The 13,261-nt window shown below is 74.5% G+C and carries 12 protein-coding genes; 4 read left to right on the plus strand and 8 right to left on the minus strand.

All coding sequences use genetic code 11. From position 1 onward, the window contains the following. Positions 1–94: 94 nt before the first annotated feature. Together ACN27B_RS27545 and ACN27B_RS27550 are read left to right on the plus strand one after the other, a co-directional pair. Complete coding sequence (locus ACN27B_RS27545) at positions 95–1,288, plus strand: endo-1,4-beta-xylanase (protein ID WP_099160610.1); 1,194 nt, start codon at positions 95–97, stop codon at positions 1,286–1,288. Positions 1,289–1,551: 263 nt separating this feature from the next. After that, entirely contained in the window at positions 1,552–2,997 is a 1,446-nt protein-coding gene (locus tag ACN27B_RS27550; protein WP_099160609.1) for an endo-1,4-beta-xylanase, read from the plus strand. Between the two features lie 48 nt (positions 2,998–3,045). Here ACN27B_RS27550 and ACN27B_RS27555 read toward each other — a convergent pair whose 3' ends face one another. The 4 genes from ACN27B_RS27555 to ACN27B_RS27570 form a co-directional block, all read right to left on the minus strand. Next, positions 3,046–3,606, minus strand: coding sequence for a DUF5872 domain-containing protein (locus ACN27B_RS27555; protein WP_099160608.1), 561 nt, complete (start codon positions 3,604–3,606; stop codon positions 3,046–3,048). Positions 3,607–3,645: 39 nt separating this feature from the next. Further along, complete coding sequence (locus tag ACN27B_RS27560; protein ID WP_099160607.1) at positions 3,646–4,152, minus strand: hypothetical protein; 507 nt, start codon at positions 4,150–4,152, stop codon at positions 3,646–3,648. 66 nt (positions 4,153–4,218) lie between these two features. Further along, positions 4,219–4,935 carry a hypothetical protein gene (locus tag ACN27B_RS27565; protein ID WP_099160606.1) on the minus strand — a complete coding sequence of 239 codons (717 nt, stop codon included), beginning with the start codon at positions 4,933–4,935 and terminating at the stop codon, positions 4,219–4,221. Beyond that, positions 4,928–5,494 carry an RNA polymerase sigma factor gene (locus ACN27B_RS27570; RefSeq protein ID WP_422742017.1) on the minus strand — a complete coding sequence of 189 codons (567 nt, stop codon included), beginning with the start codon at positions 5,492–5,494 and terminating at the stop codon, positions 4,928–4,930. The genes ACN27B_RS27565 and ACN27B_RS27570 overlap by 8 nt, the downstream gene beginning before the upstream one ends. Before the next feature lie 82 nt (positions 5,495–5,576). On the opposite strand from ACN27B_RS27570, the gene ACN27B_RS27575 reads away from it, so the two are divergent. Further along, positions 5,577–7,151 (plus strand): FMN-binding glutamate synthase family protein, encoded by a 1,575-nt coding sequence (locus ACN27B_RS27575; RefSeq protein WP_091574006.1) that lies wholly within the window; start codon positions 5,577–5,579, stop codon positions 7,149–7,151. A gap of 12 nt (positions 7,152–7,163) precedes the next feature. Here ACN27B_RS27575 and ACN27B_RS27580 read toward each other — a convergent pair whose 3' ends face one another. Further along, positions 7,164–8,405, minus strand: a complete 1,242-nt coding sequence (locus ACN27B_RS27580) for a DUF1501 domain-containing protein (protein ID WP_422742019.1) — start codon at positions 8,403–8,405, stop codon at positions 7,164–7,166. A gap of 12 nt (positions 8,406–8,417) precedes the next feature. Next, positions 8,418–9,719, minus strand: a complete 1,302-nt coding sequence (locus ACN27B_RS27585; protein ID WP_422742021.1) for a DUF1800 domain-containing protein — start codon at positions 9,717–9,719, stop codon at positions 8,418–8,420. 99 nt (positions 9,720–9,818) lie between these two features. Between ACN27B_RS27585 and ACN27B_RS27590 the strand changes: the two genes are divergently transcribed. After that, a complete protein-coding gene (locus ACN27B_RS27590; protein WP_099160603.1) occupies positions 9,819–11,018 on the plus strand; it encodes a sugar efflux transporter in 1,200 nt (399 codons plus the stop codon). Between the two features lie 52 nt (positions 11,019–11,070). Here the strand turns inward: ACN27B_RS27590 and ACN27B_RS27595 are convergent, their stop codons facing one another. Together ACN27B_RS27595 and ACN27B_RS27600 are read right to left on the minus strand one after the other, a co-directional pair. After that, a complete protein-coding gene (locus ACN27B_RS27595; RefSeq protein ID WP_091574002.1) occupies positions 11,071–11,727 on the minus strand; it encodes a class I SAM-dependent methyltransferase in 657 nt (218 codons plus the stop codon). Positions 11,728–11,909: 182 nt separating this feature from the next. Beyond that, positions 11,910–12,962: a S1 family peptidase gene (locus ACN27B_RS27600; protein ID WP_091574001.1), complete on the minus strand. Its 1,053-nt coding sequence runs from the start codon at positions 12,960–12,962 to the stop codon at positions 11,910–11,912. Positions 12,963–13,261: the final 299 nt, after the last annotated feature.

Here is a 13,261-nt window from a genome sequence, read left to right on the forward strand (position 1 = left end):
ACGGTTGACGACCGACATCGACGTCCGTAGTGTTCCGGATCACTTTCGGAAGTATCCCGGAAGTTTCGGAACCGTCCCTCCGGAAGGAACGACCATGAAGCTGAGACGCTGGATCGTCGCCGGCGCGGTCGCCGTGGCCACCGTCGCCGCCCTCAACGTCGCCCCCGCCACCGCCGGCCGCCCCTACGATCCGGCCGCGCAGAGCCTGCGCGCGCTGGCCCAGCGGCACGGCCTGTACATCGGCACCGCGGTGGACATGGACGCGCTCGCCGACCCCGCCGACCCGCGCTACCGCGAGCTGGCCGGGTCCGAGTTCTCCACGGTCACCGCCGAGAACGCGATGAAGTGGGAGAGCCTGGAGCCGACCCGGGGAACCTACAACTGGACACCGGCCGACCAGCTGGTCGACTTCGCCCGCCAGCACGGCCAGCGGGTCCGCGGCCACGTGCTGGTCTGGCACAACCAGCTGCCGGCCTGGCTCACCGACGGGGTCGCGGACGGCTCGATCGACAAGGCCGAGCTGCGCCGGATCCTGCGCGACCACATCACCGCGGTGGTGCGCCACTTCAAGGGCCGGATCTGGCAGTGGGACGTGGTGAACGAGGCGGTCAGCGACCCCTGGGACACCCCGTCCACGCTGCACTACAAGGGCTTCTGGGCGGAGAACCTCGGTCCCGGCTACATCGCTGACGCGTTCCGCTGGGCCCGGGCCGCCGACCCGAAGGCGCTGCTGTTCTACAACGACTACAACATCGAGGCGTTCGGCTCCGGCAACCCGGCCGACGACAAGACGCAGTTCGTCTACGAGATGGCCCGTGACCTGCGGGCCCGAGGGGTGCCGATCGACGGGGTCGGCAGCCAGGGGCACCTGGGCACCCAGTACGGCAACTACGACACCCTCCAGGTCGCCGCAGCGCTGCGCAGGTTCGCCGGCCTGGGGCTGGCCACCGCGTTCACCGAGGTCGACGTGCGCAGCCAGCTCACCGCCGGGGTCCAGGCGGGTGACTCCGCCGAGATCAACCCGCGGTTGCAGGCGTCCGCGGCGAACTTCAGCACGTTGCTGCGCGCCTGCCTGGCCGAGCGGCACTGCCTGTCGTTCACGCTCTGGGGCTTCACCGACCGGCACTCCTGGGTGCCGGACTGGTTCGAGAACCCGCCGGAGGGGCTGGCCACCGCGTACGACGAGAACTACCGGCCCAAGCGCGCGTACCAGGAGATGAAGGCCGACCTCATCTTCTCCGGCCCGCCGTTCGTGCTGCCCCGCGTCCCGCAGCAGCCGCGCCGGTAGCGCATCCCGAGCGTCGCGGCGGGGCCGATCCTCCGGCGGGCCCCGCCGCGACCTTCCGGAAATCGTTGACGTTGTTGCGGCCCGATGCGGAGAATGACGGTCGCGAATGGAGCCCTCCCGCGGGAGCGGCCTCCGACCGACTCACGGTGGCGGGGAACGCACCCCGGCACGCGCGGCCCCGGGCAGCCGCGCCGCGCCGGCGCCGTGGCGGGCAAGTCGTCGGAGCGGGCTCCTCATCCACCACCCGTGAGAAAGGCTTCGTGATGGACAAGGTGCTCGCCCGCGGCAGCGGGAGCCCGACCGCCCGATACCGGCCGCGTGCCGCCCTGCTGTCGGCCGCCGTCGGCGCCGCGCTGGTCGCGGCCACGGTCGCGGTGGCGACCAGCGCCAGCGCCGGGACCACCCTGGGCGCGGCGGCGGCGGAACAGGGCCGCTACTTCGGCACCGCGGTGGCCGCGAACAAGCTGTCGGACGGCACATACGTCGGCATCCTGAACCGCGAGTTCACCATGGTCACCCCCGAGAACGAGATGAAGTGGGACGCCACCGAGCCGTCCCAGGGCCAGTTCAGCTACGCCAATGCCGACCGGATCGTCGCGCACGCCCAGGCCAACGGCATGCGGGTACGCGGCCACGCGCTGGCCTGGCACTCGCAGCAGCCCGGCTGGGCGCAGAACCTGTCCGGCAGCGCGCTGCGCCAGGCGATGGTCAACCACATCACCCAGGTCGCCACCCACTACAAGGGCAAGATCTACGCCTGGGACGTGGTCAACGAGGCGTTCGACGACGGCAGCGGCGGCCGCCGCGACTCCAACCTCCAGCGCACCGGCAACGACTGGATCGAGGTGGCGTTCCGCACCGCGCGCGCCGCCGACCCGGGCGCCAAGCTCTGCTACAACGACTACAACACCGACAACTGGAGCTGGGCCAAGACCCAGGGCGTCTACAACCTGGTCAAGGACTTCAAGGCCCGGGGCGTGCCGATCGACTGCGTCGGCCTGCAGTCGCACTTCAACAGCGGCTCGCCGTACCCGAGCAACTACCGCACCACGTTGCAGAACTTCGCCGCCCTCGGCGTCGACGTGCAGATCACCGAACTCGACATCGAGGGTTCGGGCAGCGCCCAGGCCACCACGTACGCCAACGTGGTCAAGGACTGCCTGGCGGTGTCGCGGTGCACCGGCATCACCGTCTGGGGGATCCGGGACAGCGACTCCTGGCGCGCCGGCGGCACCCCGCTGCTCTTCGACGGCAACGGCAACAAGAAGGCGGCCTACACCGCCGCGCTCGACGCGCTCAACGCCGGCGGCACCCCGCCGCCCACGACGACGCCGCCGACCACCACGCCCCCGAGCACGCCGCCGCCGACGACCACGCCGCCCACCACCGCGCCGCCCACGACTCCCCCGCCCACCGGCGGCGGGTGCACCGCGTCGCTCACCACGAACCAGTGGCCCGGCGGGTTCGTCACCACCGTCCGCGTCACCGCCGGCGCGAACGCGCTCAACGGGTGGACGGTGACGCTCACCGTGCCGTCGGGCTCGACGGTCACCAACACGTGGAGCGCCCAGGCCAGCGGCGCCAGCGGCGCGGTGACGTTCCGCAACGTCGCCTACAACGGCCAGGTCGGTGCCGGCGGCAGCACCGAGTTCGGCTTCCAGGGGACCGGTACGGCCCCCTCCGGCACGCCCACCTGCGCGGCGGGCTGACCGAGGTGGCCCGGCGCGGGGAGGCCGCGCCGGGCCACGCCGTCCTGCTCAGGCCGCGCGGCGCCGGCCGAGTTCCGACTCCAGGCGTCCGATCAGCGTCTTGCGGGCCTTGCCCCCGCGTTCCCGGCGCAACGCCGCGTTCAGCTGACGCGTGTCGAGGCCCCGCACGAGCTTGACCGCCTCGGCCACCGGCAGCTCGTTCACCTGCTCCGCCGCCGTCGCGTCCCGGCGGGCCCGCTTCGCCGGGCCGGTGTTCGACACGTACTGCCGGCCGGAGCGCGACGCCCGCCGCTTGCGGGTGTCGGTCGCCTGCCGCTCCTTCTCCGACAGCTCCTCCCAGGCCTGTTTCGGCAGGTAACGGCGAGTTTCGCCGTCCTTGCGCGCGCGGGTCTCCCCCGACCGGGTCTGCCACTGCTCGCCGCCCCAGCGTTGCAGCGAGCGCTGCCGCTCGTCCTTCGGTCCCTCGAAGCCCCCACCGCGCTTCTTGTACTCGTTCGTCAGCAGCTGCGACTTGCGGGCGGACCACTGCCCCGGCCGCCCACCCTTGTCGGAGGCCCTGATCTCATCCTTGAGCCGTTCCCGCAGCTCGGGCCTGGTGTACTTCGCCATGCCCGGGCGTTACCCGCGCCGGGCGCGACCATGCCCGGGTCAGCCGGCCGCGGAGCGGTAGGTGAGGTCCAGGGTGTCGACCCGGCCGGACCAGTCCAACCGCAGGTGCCAGCACCCGGGCGCCGGCAGGTCGAGGATGGACGGTCCGGGCCCGCCGGCCACCTCGCGCGTGACCCGGGTGGCGGTGCCGTCCCGGGTCGCGGTGATCACCAGGGTGGCGGACGTCGCCGGGTCGGTCGCGCCCGGCGCCGGGCGCGCCACCCAGAGGACCTTGTTTGCCGGCCCGTCGCCGCGGCCGTGGGTGAGCGGATGCCCGAACAGGACCGCGACGATGTCACCCCGGGCGCCGAGCACGTGCGGCACCCGGGTGTCGCCGGTGAAGCCGGCGTCCGCCCACTCCGGCAGCGGGCCGGTGTCCACCCGGGAGAAACAGCCCGTCGACGCGGAGGAGGCGACGGCCGACCGCGGCGGGTCCGGCGGCCCCGCGGTCGTGCAGCCGGCCAGCACCACCACCGACACCACCAGGACCCGGCCCGGACGCGACATCCCGCACCCCCGATCGACGACGAACCTCGCCAGCAGGACACCGGCCGCGCCCGGAAGGTTCCCGCCTCAGCCCAGCGAGCCCGCGATCCCGATCGCCTCGTCCCGCCCGAGGTCGCCCTCCAGCCGGTAGCTCACCCCGGCGTGCTGCCAGATCAGCGTCGCCGCGGACAGGCGCGCGGTGGCCACCCGCACCGTCCCGCCCCGGTCCACGTACGCGAGCGCGTGCGGGCCGCCGACCCAGATCGCGAAGTCGCCGCGCACCTGGGTGAACGTGACGTCCGCCCCGGCCGCCTGCTTGTGGAACACGGGGTCGAGCGCGCCGTCGAAGGCGTCCAGCCGCAGCGCGCCGCCCCGCCAGAGCAGGCTCGCGACCCGGTGGCCGCCGGCGTCGTCCGGGTCGGCCACCAGCACCCGCTCCGGTGCGCCGAGCCGGGCCGGCACCCGGATCGGGAAGCGGACCTGACGCTGCGCCTCGACCAGCGTGACCGGGCGCTGCCCCGGCGGCGGCGACGGGGCGCCGCCGGGGGGCGGTGGCGTGGACGACGTGTCGACGACCACGCCGGCGAAGCGCAGCAGCCCGGCCACCGCGTCGGCCAGGGCGGCCCGCCCCGGCGGCAGCGCCACCACGAGCAGGACGGCGAGCGCGGCGGCCACCCGGTACCGCCACCGGCGTCGCGGCGCCGGCTCGGCGAGGCGGGCGCGGACCCGGGCGGTCACGTCCGGCGACCCGGCCGGCTCCAGCCACGCGGCCAGGTCGCGCAGCTCCCGCTCCAGGTCATCCACGACGCACCACCTCGCGGTCGAGCAGGCCGCGCAGCTTCGCCAGCGCCCGGTGGGTCCGCGACTTCACCGTGCCCCGGGGGAGCCCCAGCACGGTCACGGTCTCCTCCTCGCCGAGGTCGAGCAGGTAGCGGCAGACGATCACCTCGCGGTCGCGCGCCGGCAGGCGGCGCAGCGCGTCCACCAGCGCGGCCCGTCGCTCGGCGGCGAGCACCGCGTCGAGGCCGTCGTCGGTGGTGGTGTCCGTCGTCGGGCCGGCCGTCGCCGCGCGCAGCGTCAGCCCGTGCCGCCGGGTACGCGACCGGTGCAGGTTCCGGCTCTCGTTGGCCACGATGGCCAGCAGCCACGACCGGAACGACGCCTCGCCCCGGTACCGGGACAGCTTCCGGTACGCCTTCACGAACGCCTCCTGGACCACGTCCTCGGCGTCCGGACCGGCCCCGAGCAGCAGCGCGGTCCGGTACGCGGACGCGGTGTGCCGGGCGACCAGGAGGTCGTACGCCTCCCGGTCACCGGCGCGCACGCGGGTGACGATGTCGTCGTCGTCCAGGGCGACCTCCACCTCGGTCCACCGTCATGACACCGCGCGCGCCACCCGGGTTCCACGGAGTTTGACCGGTGGCCGTGGCGGAAAGAGTGGCGGGATGAGCTGGGCCAGGAGAGCCGTACCCGCCGCCGTCGCCGCCGTGGCCGCGATCGCCGCGCGCGACCTGCTGCAACGTGACCACGCGCTGCGGCGCAACTTCCCCGTCCTCGGGCACGCCCGCTACCTGATCGAGTCGATCGGGCCGGAGCTGCGCCAGTACGTCGTGGCCGGCAACGACGAGGAGCGGCCCTTCACCCGCGACCAGCGGCGCTGGGTGTACGCCTCGGCGAAGCAGGAGAACAACTACTTCGGGTTCGGCACCGACAACGACATCGAGCACACGGCCGGCTATCCGATCATCAAGCACCGGACGTTCGGCCGGGCGGTGCCACCGTCGGCCCCGGGCGCCGGGCACGACGTGACGTTGCCCTGCGCCAAGGTGCTGGGCGCGGCGCGCGGCCGGCCGGGCGCCTTCCGTCCGGAGTCGGTGGTCAACATCTCCGGGATGAGTTTCGGCTCACTCTCCGGCAACGCGGTGGAGGCGCTCAACCGGGGCGCCGCGCTGGCCGGCTGCCTGCAGAACACCGGCGAGGGTGGACTGTCGCCCCACCACCGCAAGGGCGGCGAGCTGGTCTTCCAGCTGGGCACCGCCTACTTCGGCTGCCGGGACGAACGCGGCCGGTTCAGCCTGGACCGGCTCAAGGACCTGGTCGCCGGCGCGCCGGTGCGGGCGCTGGAGATCAAGCTCAGCCAGGGCGCGAAGCCCAGCCTCGGCGGCCTGCTGCCGGCGGCGAAGGTCTCCGCCGAGATCGCCGCCACCCGGGGCATCCCCCAGGGCCAGGACTGCGTCAGCCCGTCCCGGCACGCCGAGTTCTCCGACTGCGACAGCCTGCTGGACTGGGTGGAGCTGCTCGCCGCCGAGACCGGCCTGCCGGTGGGCATCAAGTCCGCCGTCGGTGACCTGGGCTTCTGGGAGGAGCTGGCCACGCTGATGCGGGACACCGGCCGGGGCGTGGACTTCGTGACCGTCGACGGCGGCGAGGGCGGCACCGGCGCCGCCCCGCTGATCTTCAGCGACTCGGTCTCGTTGCCGTTCCAGCAGGGCTTCTCCCGGGTCTACCGGACCTTCGCCGAGCGCGACCTGCACGAGCAGGTGGTGTTCGTCGGCGCCGGCAAGCTCGGCCTGCCGGACAACGCGGTGGTGGCGTTCGCGCTCGGCGCCGACATGGTCAACGTCGGCCGGGAGGCCATGCTGGCGATCGGCTGCATCCAGGCGCAGAAGTGCCACACCGACACCTGCCCCACCGGCGTCGCCACCCAGAACGCCTGGCTGGCGCGAGGGCTGGACCCGGCCCGCAAGTCGGTGCGGGCCGCCAACTACATCCGCACGCTGCGGCGCGATCTGGTCAAGGTCGCGGAGGCGTGCGGCGTCGAGCATCCCGGGCTGATCGGCACCGACGCCGTCGAGATCCTGGACGGCCGCACCGCCTCCACCCCGCTGGACCAGGTGTACGGCTACCGGCCGGAGTGGGGGCTGCCGTCGGCGGCCGACCGGGCGGAGATCGTCCGGCTGATGACCGCCGAGGGGCCGCGCGGCGGCAGCGCACCCCCCTCCCCCACCGCCGTCGGGTGATCGGGCGCGAGGTCAGAGCACGCCGGTGAGCCGCCCCCGCCAGTCGCCCAGGACCGCGCCCGGGTCGGTGTCCAGCACCCGCTCCAGCACGGTGGCGTAGACGTCCCGGAAGTCGGTGGTGTGCTTCAGGTCGCCGTCGTCGAGGTCGGTCAGGCTGGGCGGCTCGCCGTACAGGCCGCCGTCGACCGGCGCGCCGAGCAGCAGCACGTTCGAGGCGGTGCCGTGGTCGGTGCCGTCGGAGGCGTTGGCCCGTACCCGGCGGCCGAACTCCGAGTAGACCGCCACCACCACCTTCCGCCCCGCCTCGGTGCGGGCCATCCGGTCGGCGAAGCGGGTCAGGGCGCCGTCGAGCTGCCCGAGGAGCACCTGCTGGAGCTGCTTCTCGTCGGCGTGGGTGTCGAAGCCGCCGAGCGAGACGGAGAACACCCGCGTGGTCACGTCGGCCTCGACGCACCGGGCGACCAGGTCGAGCTGCGCGTCCAGGGAGACCCGGGCGCCACCGGTGGCGGTGGCCGGCGCGCTCTCCCCGTCGTCCTCGGCCTCCTCCCCCGCCGGCGCGGCACGCACCTGAGCGACCATCGCGTCCACCGCGCGCAGGTCGGCGAAGCAGGCCGCGGCGCGGGCCCGGGCGGGCGAGTCGTCCGGCGCGGCGGCGGCGAGCGCGGTGAGCGTCTCCGCGCCGAGCTGCGGGGCGGTCTCCCGGTCCGGCACCGGCACCGACGCCCCGGCCCCGCGTTCCCCGGCCAGCAGGGGCGGCAGGGCGGGCTCGAACGAGACGGCGAGCCGGGGGTCGCCGCCGGCCCGGTCCAGCCAACGGCCGAGCCAGCCGGTGGTGCCGGGCCGGTCCGGCTGGGCGGTCTGCCAGATGTCCATGGACCGGAAGTGGCTGCGGTCGGGCTTCGGGTAGCCGACGCCCCGCACCACCGCGAGCCGGCCCGCGCCGTACGCGCGGTGCAGGCCGGGAAGCGCCGGGTTGAGTCCGAAGCCGTCGTCGAGCCGCAGCACGTCCTCGGCGGTGTACGCCAGGTCGGGTCGCGCGTCCCGGTAGGCGGGGTCGGCGTACGGGACGACCGTGTTCAGGCCGTCGTTGCCGCCGTACAACGTCACCAGGACCAGCGTGCGGGCCTCGGGATCCCGGTCGCCGGCGGTGGCGAGCAGGTCGTTCAGGCGGTACGCGGCGGCGCCGCCGGCCAGGGCGGTCGCACCGACCACACCGCTGGCCACCAGGAACCGCCGTCGGGTCAGGACGTCCATGGATCGCTCCTCTCAACTGACCGCGTACTCGGGGCTGACCAGACCGGCCACCAGCAGCCGGCGCGGTTGTCCGGCCAGCGGGGCCAGGGCCGCCCGGGTGCGGTCGCTCCACCGGTCGACCACCAGCAGGCGGGCCAACGCCTCGGGCCGACCGGCCGGCGGCGCGGCGGTGAGCCGGGCCAGCACCGCCGGATCGGCGACGGCGGCCAGGTGGTCGGCCACCCTTAGCCGGGCCTGCAGGGACGACGTGGTCAGCCACGCCGTGCCGGCCGGCCAGCCACCGACGCTCGGCGGACGCAGCGGCACCTGGTCCAGGGCGTTCAGCCCGGCCAGGAGCCGGCGCCGCCCCGCCTCGGGCAGCGCCGACGGCCGGACACCGAGCTGCCGGGCCGCGCCGACCAACCACTCGACGGGCTGCTTGACCAGCGTGTCCCGGGTCTGCGCGAACGCCGGGGCAGTGAGGATCCGGCGCAGGGTGCCGACGGTGTCCGGGCCGGCGAGGTCCACCGGCGCGGGCACCTGCGCGCCGGCGTAGCGGAACCAGAGCCGGCCGGCGACGAACCGGGCGGTCTCCGGGCGGCCGGCGAGCAGGGCGGCGTAGGAGCCGGCGTCGAAGGCGGCGCTGCGGCCGAGGATCGTCTTGCGGCCCGGGTCGTGCCGACGGGGCACGAAGCGGGCGGCCCCGGTCCGCCGGTCGACCGTCCACCCGGTCAACGCCCGCGCGCCCTCCTTCACGTCGGTCTCCTCGTAGCCTCCGCCGATGCCGAGCGTGAACAGCTCCATCAGTTCCCGGGCCAGGTTCTCGTTCGGCGCCCGCCGGGTGTTCTGCTGCCCGTCGAGCCAGAGGATCAACGCCGGGTCGCGCACCATGGCGTCCACCAGCGGGGCCAGCGGTCCGCGACCGAGCCGGCGCAGCGTGTCGAGCTGGCGCAGCATCAGCGGCGCCGACCGCACCTTCTGCACGCTGGTCGCCCAGTGCCCGTGCCAGAAGAACAGCAGCTTCTCGTCGCACTGGTGCTCGGCGGCGACCATCCGCGCCAGCCACCAGTCGGTCAGCGCGGTCGCCTGTTCGCGGCGCCGGCGGTTGGCCTGCTGACGCTGCTCGCGCGTGGCTGCCTTGTCGAGCGCCGCCGCCGGGTCCGGGCCGAGATCGGGTGTCGGGGTGGCCGCCGCGCCCCGGTCCGCCCCGCCGGGGTCGAGCAGCCGGTCGAGCGTGGCGGCGAAGCCGGCCCGTTCGGCGGCGTCCACCTCGTCGGCGGTCGGCCCGAACGTCGCCCGCCGCAGCAGGTGTGCCACCGCTTCCCGTTCCGTCATGTACGCCGACGCTAGCCGGGGCATGTTCGAGGACGGTAAGGGCGCCGTGCGGGTCGCGTGCGGAGAGGGCTGTCACCGGTGCGGCGTACAGTCCGCCGCATGGCTGTGGACACCAGGCCGGCGGCGCGCGCCGGCCGCCTCCGGCTGCTCCCGCTGGCGCTGATGTTCCTCAGCGTCGGCCTGTCCGTCGCCGTGGTGCTGCCGTTCCTGTCGCTGTTCCTCGACAGCGAGGTCGGCGCGGATCCGCTGCGGGTGACCGTGTTCCTGGTCGTCGCGCCGCTCTCCGGCGTCACGATCTCCACGCTGGTCGGCCGCCTGTCGGACCGACGGCCGATCCGTCGCCGGCTGCTCGTCGGCGCGGCGCTGGCCGGGATGGTGGGCGCCGGCCTGACCGCGGTCGTGCGGGACTACTGGGTCCTGCTGGGGCTGACCGCGACCGCCGTCGCGTTGGCCAACTCGCTGTTCCCGCAGTCGTTCGCCTACGCCCGCCAGCTCCTCGACCGGGACAGTCCGGGCCGGGCCGCCCTGGGCATCAGCGTGCTGCGTACCGTGTTCTCGCTGGCCTGGGTGGCCGGCCCGGCGTTGGCCGCGGTCCTGCTCTCCGTCGGCGGTTTCCGGCTGGTCTACGGCGTCGCGGCCGGCCTGTACGCGGCGGCGGCGCTGTTGGCCGCGTTCCGGTTGGAGGAGCTGCCCGTCCCGGCCCGACCGGCGGCCGACGTCCCCGGCGTCGCGGCGCCCGGCGCGTCGCGGTGGCGGCTGGCGTTCACCGTGGTCGCCTTCGTCCTGGTGCAGTGCCCGATGACGCTCGGTGTGCAGGCGATGCCGCTGTTCATCGGCCGGGACCTGGGCGGCGAGCCGGCTGACGCCGGGCTCGTGCTGGGCCTGTGCGCGGCGTTGGAGATCCCGCTGATGCTCGGGTTGGGCGTGCTGACCGCGCGGGTCCGGCTGCGGACGCTGATCCTGCTCGGCGCCGGTTGCGGCGTCGCCTACTACGCGGTCGCCGCCGCGGCCCCGACCGTCACGGTGCTGCTGCTGGCGCAGCCGGTCAACGCGATGTTCATCGCCGCGGTGTCGGGCGTCGCCATCACCTACGTGCAGGATCTGCTGCCCGGCCAACCCGGTCGGGCGACCACGCTGTTCACCAACTCGTTCCCGATCGGCGCCATGCTCGCCGGTCCGCTGCTCGGGATCGCGGCGCAGGTCGGCTACCGCTGGGCGTACGGGATGAGCACGGCATTGTGCGCCGGCGGCCTGCTGGTCCTGCTGCTGACCCGACCCCGTCCGCCGGCACGGGCGTGACGGTTCCCCGCCGGGACGGCCCGGCGTCGGGCCCGGCCGGACGGTCGGGCGGTCAGCGGCGACGGACCAGGACGACGTGGTCGACCAGCTCGCCCGTGTGACCGTCGTGGGTGGCGGTGCGGTGCGCCGCGCCCAGCCGCTCGATCTCCCAGCCGTCCGCGTCGAGGTCCACGGCGGCCAGGATCTCCTCCGGGGTGGCGAAGCGCGGGTCGTCCGGGTCGAGACCGGACCACGGCGGCGGCGCGCCGTGCTCGACGACGAGCAGCCGGCCACCGGGCGCGACCGCCGCCGCGGCCGGGGGCAGCACCTTCTCTCGGGGCAGGACCAGCGGCGACTGGAAGAACTGCGCCGACACCAGGTCGAACCGGCCGGGCGGAAAGCCCTGGGTCACGTCGTGCCGGAGGGTGGTGATCCGTTCCGCCACGCCGGCCCGCTCGGCCTCCGCCGCGAGGCGGTCCAGCGCGACGGACGAGACGTCCACGGCGGTGACCCGCCAGCCCCGCGCGGCCAGCCAGATCGCGTCGCCACCCTCGCCGGAGCCCAGGTCGAGCACGGTGCCGGGCGACAGGTCGGCGGCCACCTCGGCGAGGACCGGGTTCACCCGGCCGCTCCAGATCCGGTCCGACTGGCTGTAGCGCTCGTCCCAGAACCGGGCGGGGTCGGTGTCCGCCGGCGGGTTCTCGTGGTGCCCGTGCTGGTGCGCGGTCATGCGTGCCTCCTTCGCCGCCGGGCGCTCCCGTCCCGGCACCGCCATCGTGCGCCGGTCGGAGGCCCGCGGCAAGGTTCCTTGCCGTTTCGGCAAACGTCCTGGCCCGGGCCGCCAGAACATGACCAGCGCACGCGAAGACGGGCCACCGGTTACCCGGTGGCCCGTCCCGTGCGCGGTTCGGCTCAGACGAGGTCCACGCCGTAGACGCTCAGCGCCTCGGTGACCGGCTGGAAGTAGGTCGTTCCGCCCGACGAACAGTCACCGTTGCCGCCGGAGGTCAGGCCGACCGCGCTGCTGCCGCTGAACAGCGAGCCGCCGCTGTCGCCCGGCTCGGCGCAGACCGTGGTGCGGATCAGGCCGGAGACGCTGCCCTCGGCGTAGTTCACCGTGGCGTCGAGCGCCTCCACCGTGCCGCCGTGCAGGCCGGTGGTGCTGCCCGAGCGCTGCACCGACTGCCCGACGAAGGCGTCCGCCGCGCCGGTGATGGCCTGCTTGCCGCCGTTGTAGAGGGAGACGCTGCCCTCGGCCGCGCCGGCGTTCGTGTGCTGCACGATGCCGTAGTCGTTGCCCGGGAAGCTCCCGGTGCCGCCGGTGCCGAGCTGGCTGCTCTGCCCCGAGTCGGCGTACCAGGTGGCGGCGATGGCGGTGCAGTGCCCGGCGGTCAGGAAGTAGTACGTCGAGCCGCTGCGCACGTTGAAGCCGAGCGAGCAGCGTCCGCCGCCCTCGGCGTAGATGGCCTCGCCACCGGCGGCGCGGGTGCTCAGCGTGCCGGCCTCGCGCTCGATCCGGACGGTGCCGTCGAGCGCGCGGGCCACCGCGTTCACCCGGTCCAGCTTCGCGCCGGTGACGGTGCTGTCGACGGAGACGACGACCTGGTTGGTGGCCGGGTCGGTCCACCAGGCGGTGCCGGGGATGCGGGCGGACTTCTCGAGGGCGGTGGTGGCGCGGGCCAGGTCGTCCGCGCCTCGGGTGACGAGCTTGGGGGTGGCGCCGGCCGCGCGGACCTTCTGGGCCGCGGCGTCGTCGGTCACCGTGACCACCATCGCGCCGCCGGCTTCGGCGTACGTGCCGGCGGAGCGGTCGCCGAGTGCGGCGGCGAGCGCGGTGGCCTGTTCGGGGGACGCGGACGTCCCGGGTGCGGCGTGCGCCGGTGCGCCGGCCAGTGAGCCGACGACCAGCGCGCCGGCCACCGTGAGGGCGGTGGCGTGACGCCGCGGAGACCCGGAGAGTCGCATGTGGATACCTCCTGGAGCTGAGCACGGGCAGCCTTTCGGGCAGCCCCGGGCAGCCGTTCGGCCGGTGAGGCTCGGCCGATCGGGCTCGTCGAAGTTGTCACACGTTCGTCATTGATGGCAAGAGTGCCAGTTGCGCCGATCGGGCCTGATCTCAGAGCTTGGATCCCGAAGGCCCGATCGGCGGCAACTCAGGCGATTGGCGGTATTCAAGGGCGTCCTTACTGGTCAGTAACGCGATCGGCGCCGACCCTCGGTGAGCCGGAAATGGGACCGCCGACCAGATGGCGGGACAGGATCGA

Origin of the sequence: Micromonospora sp. WMMD754 (assembly GCF_049315235.1) — a bacterium.
In the GTDB taxonomy this organism is placed as follows: domain Bacteria; phylum Actinomycetota; class Actinomycetes; order Mycobacteriales; family Micromonosporaceae; genus Micromonospora; species Micromonospora sediminicola.

Coding starts and splice junctions, on each gene's coding strand:
- ACN27B_RS27545 (WP_099160610.1), top strand. CDS start 95: ATGAAGCTGAGACGCTGGATCGTCGCCGGCGCGGTCGCCGTGGCCACC.
- ACN27B_RS27550 (WP_099160609.1), top strand. CDS start 1,552: ATGGACAAGGTGCTCGCCCGCGGCAGCGGGAGCCCGACCGCCCGATAC.
- ACN27B_RS27555 (WP_099160608.1), bottom strand. CDS start 3,606: ATGGCGAAGTACACCAGGCCCGAGCTGCGGGAACGGCTCAAGGATGAG.
- ACN27B_RS27560 (WP_099160607.1), bottom strand. CDS start 4,152: ATGTCGCGTCCGGGCCGGGTCCTGGTGGTGTCGGTGGTGGTGCTGGCC.
- ACN27B_RS27575 (WP_091574006.1), top strand. CDS start 5,577: ATGAGCTGGGCCAGGAGAGCCGTACCCGCCGCCGTCGCCGCCGTGGCC.
- ACN27B_RS27580 (WP_422742019.1), bottom strand. CDS start 8,405: ATGGACGTCCTGACCCGACGGCGGTTCCTGGTGGCCAGCGGTGTGGTC.
- ACN27B_RS27585 (WP_422742021.1), bottom strand. CDS start 9,719: ATGACGGAACGGGAAGCGGTGGCACACCTGCTGCGGCGGGCGACGTTC.
- ACN27B_RS27590 (WP_099160603.1), top strand. CDS start 9,819: ATGGCTGTGGACACCAGGCCGGCGGCGCGCGCCGGCCGCCTCCGGCTG.
- ACN27B_RS27595 (WP_091574002.1), bottom strand. CDS start 11,727: ATGACCGCGCACCAGCACGGGCACCACGAGAACCCGCCGGCGGACACC.
- ACN27B_RS27600 (WP_091574001.1), bottom strand. CDS start 12,962: ATGCGACTCTCCGGGTCTCCGCGGCGTCACGCCACCGCCCTCACGGTG.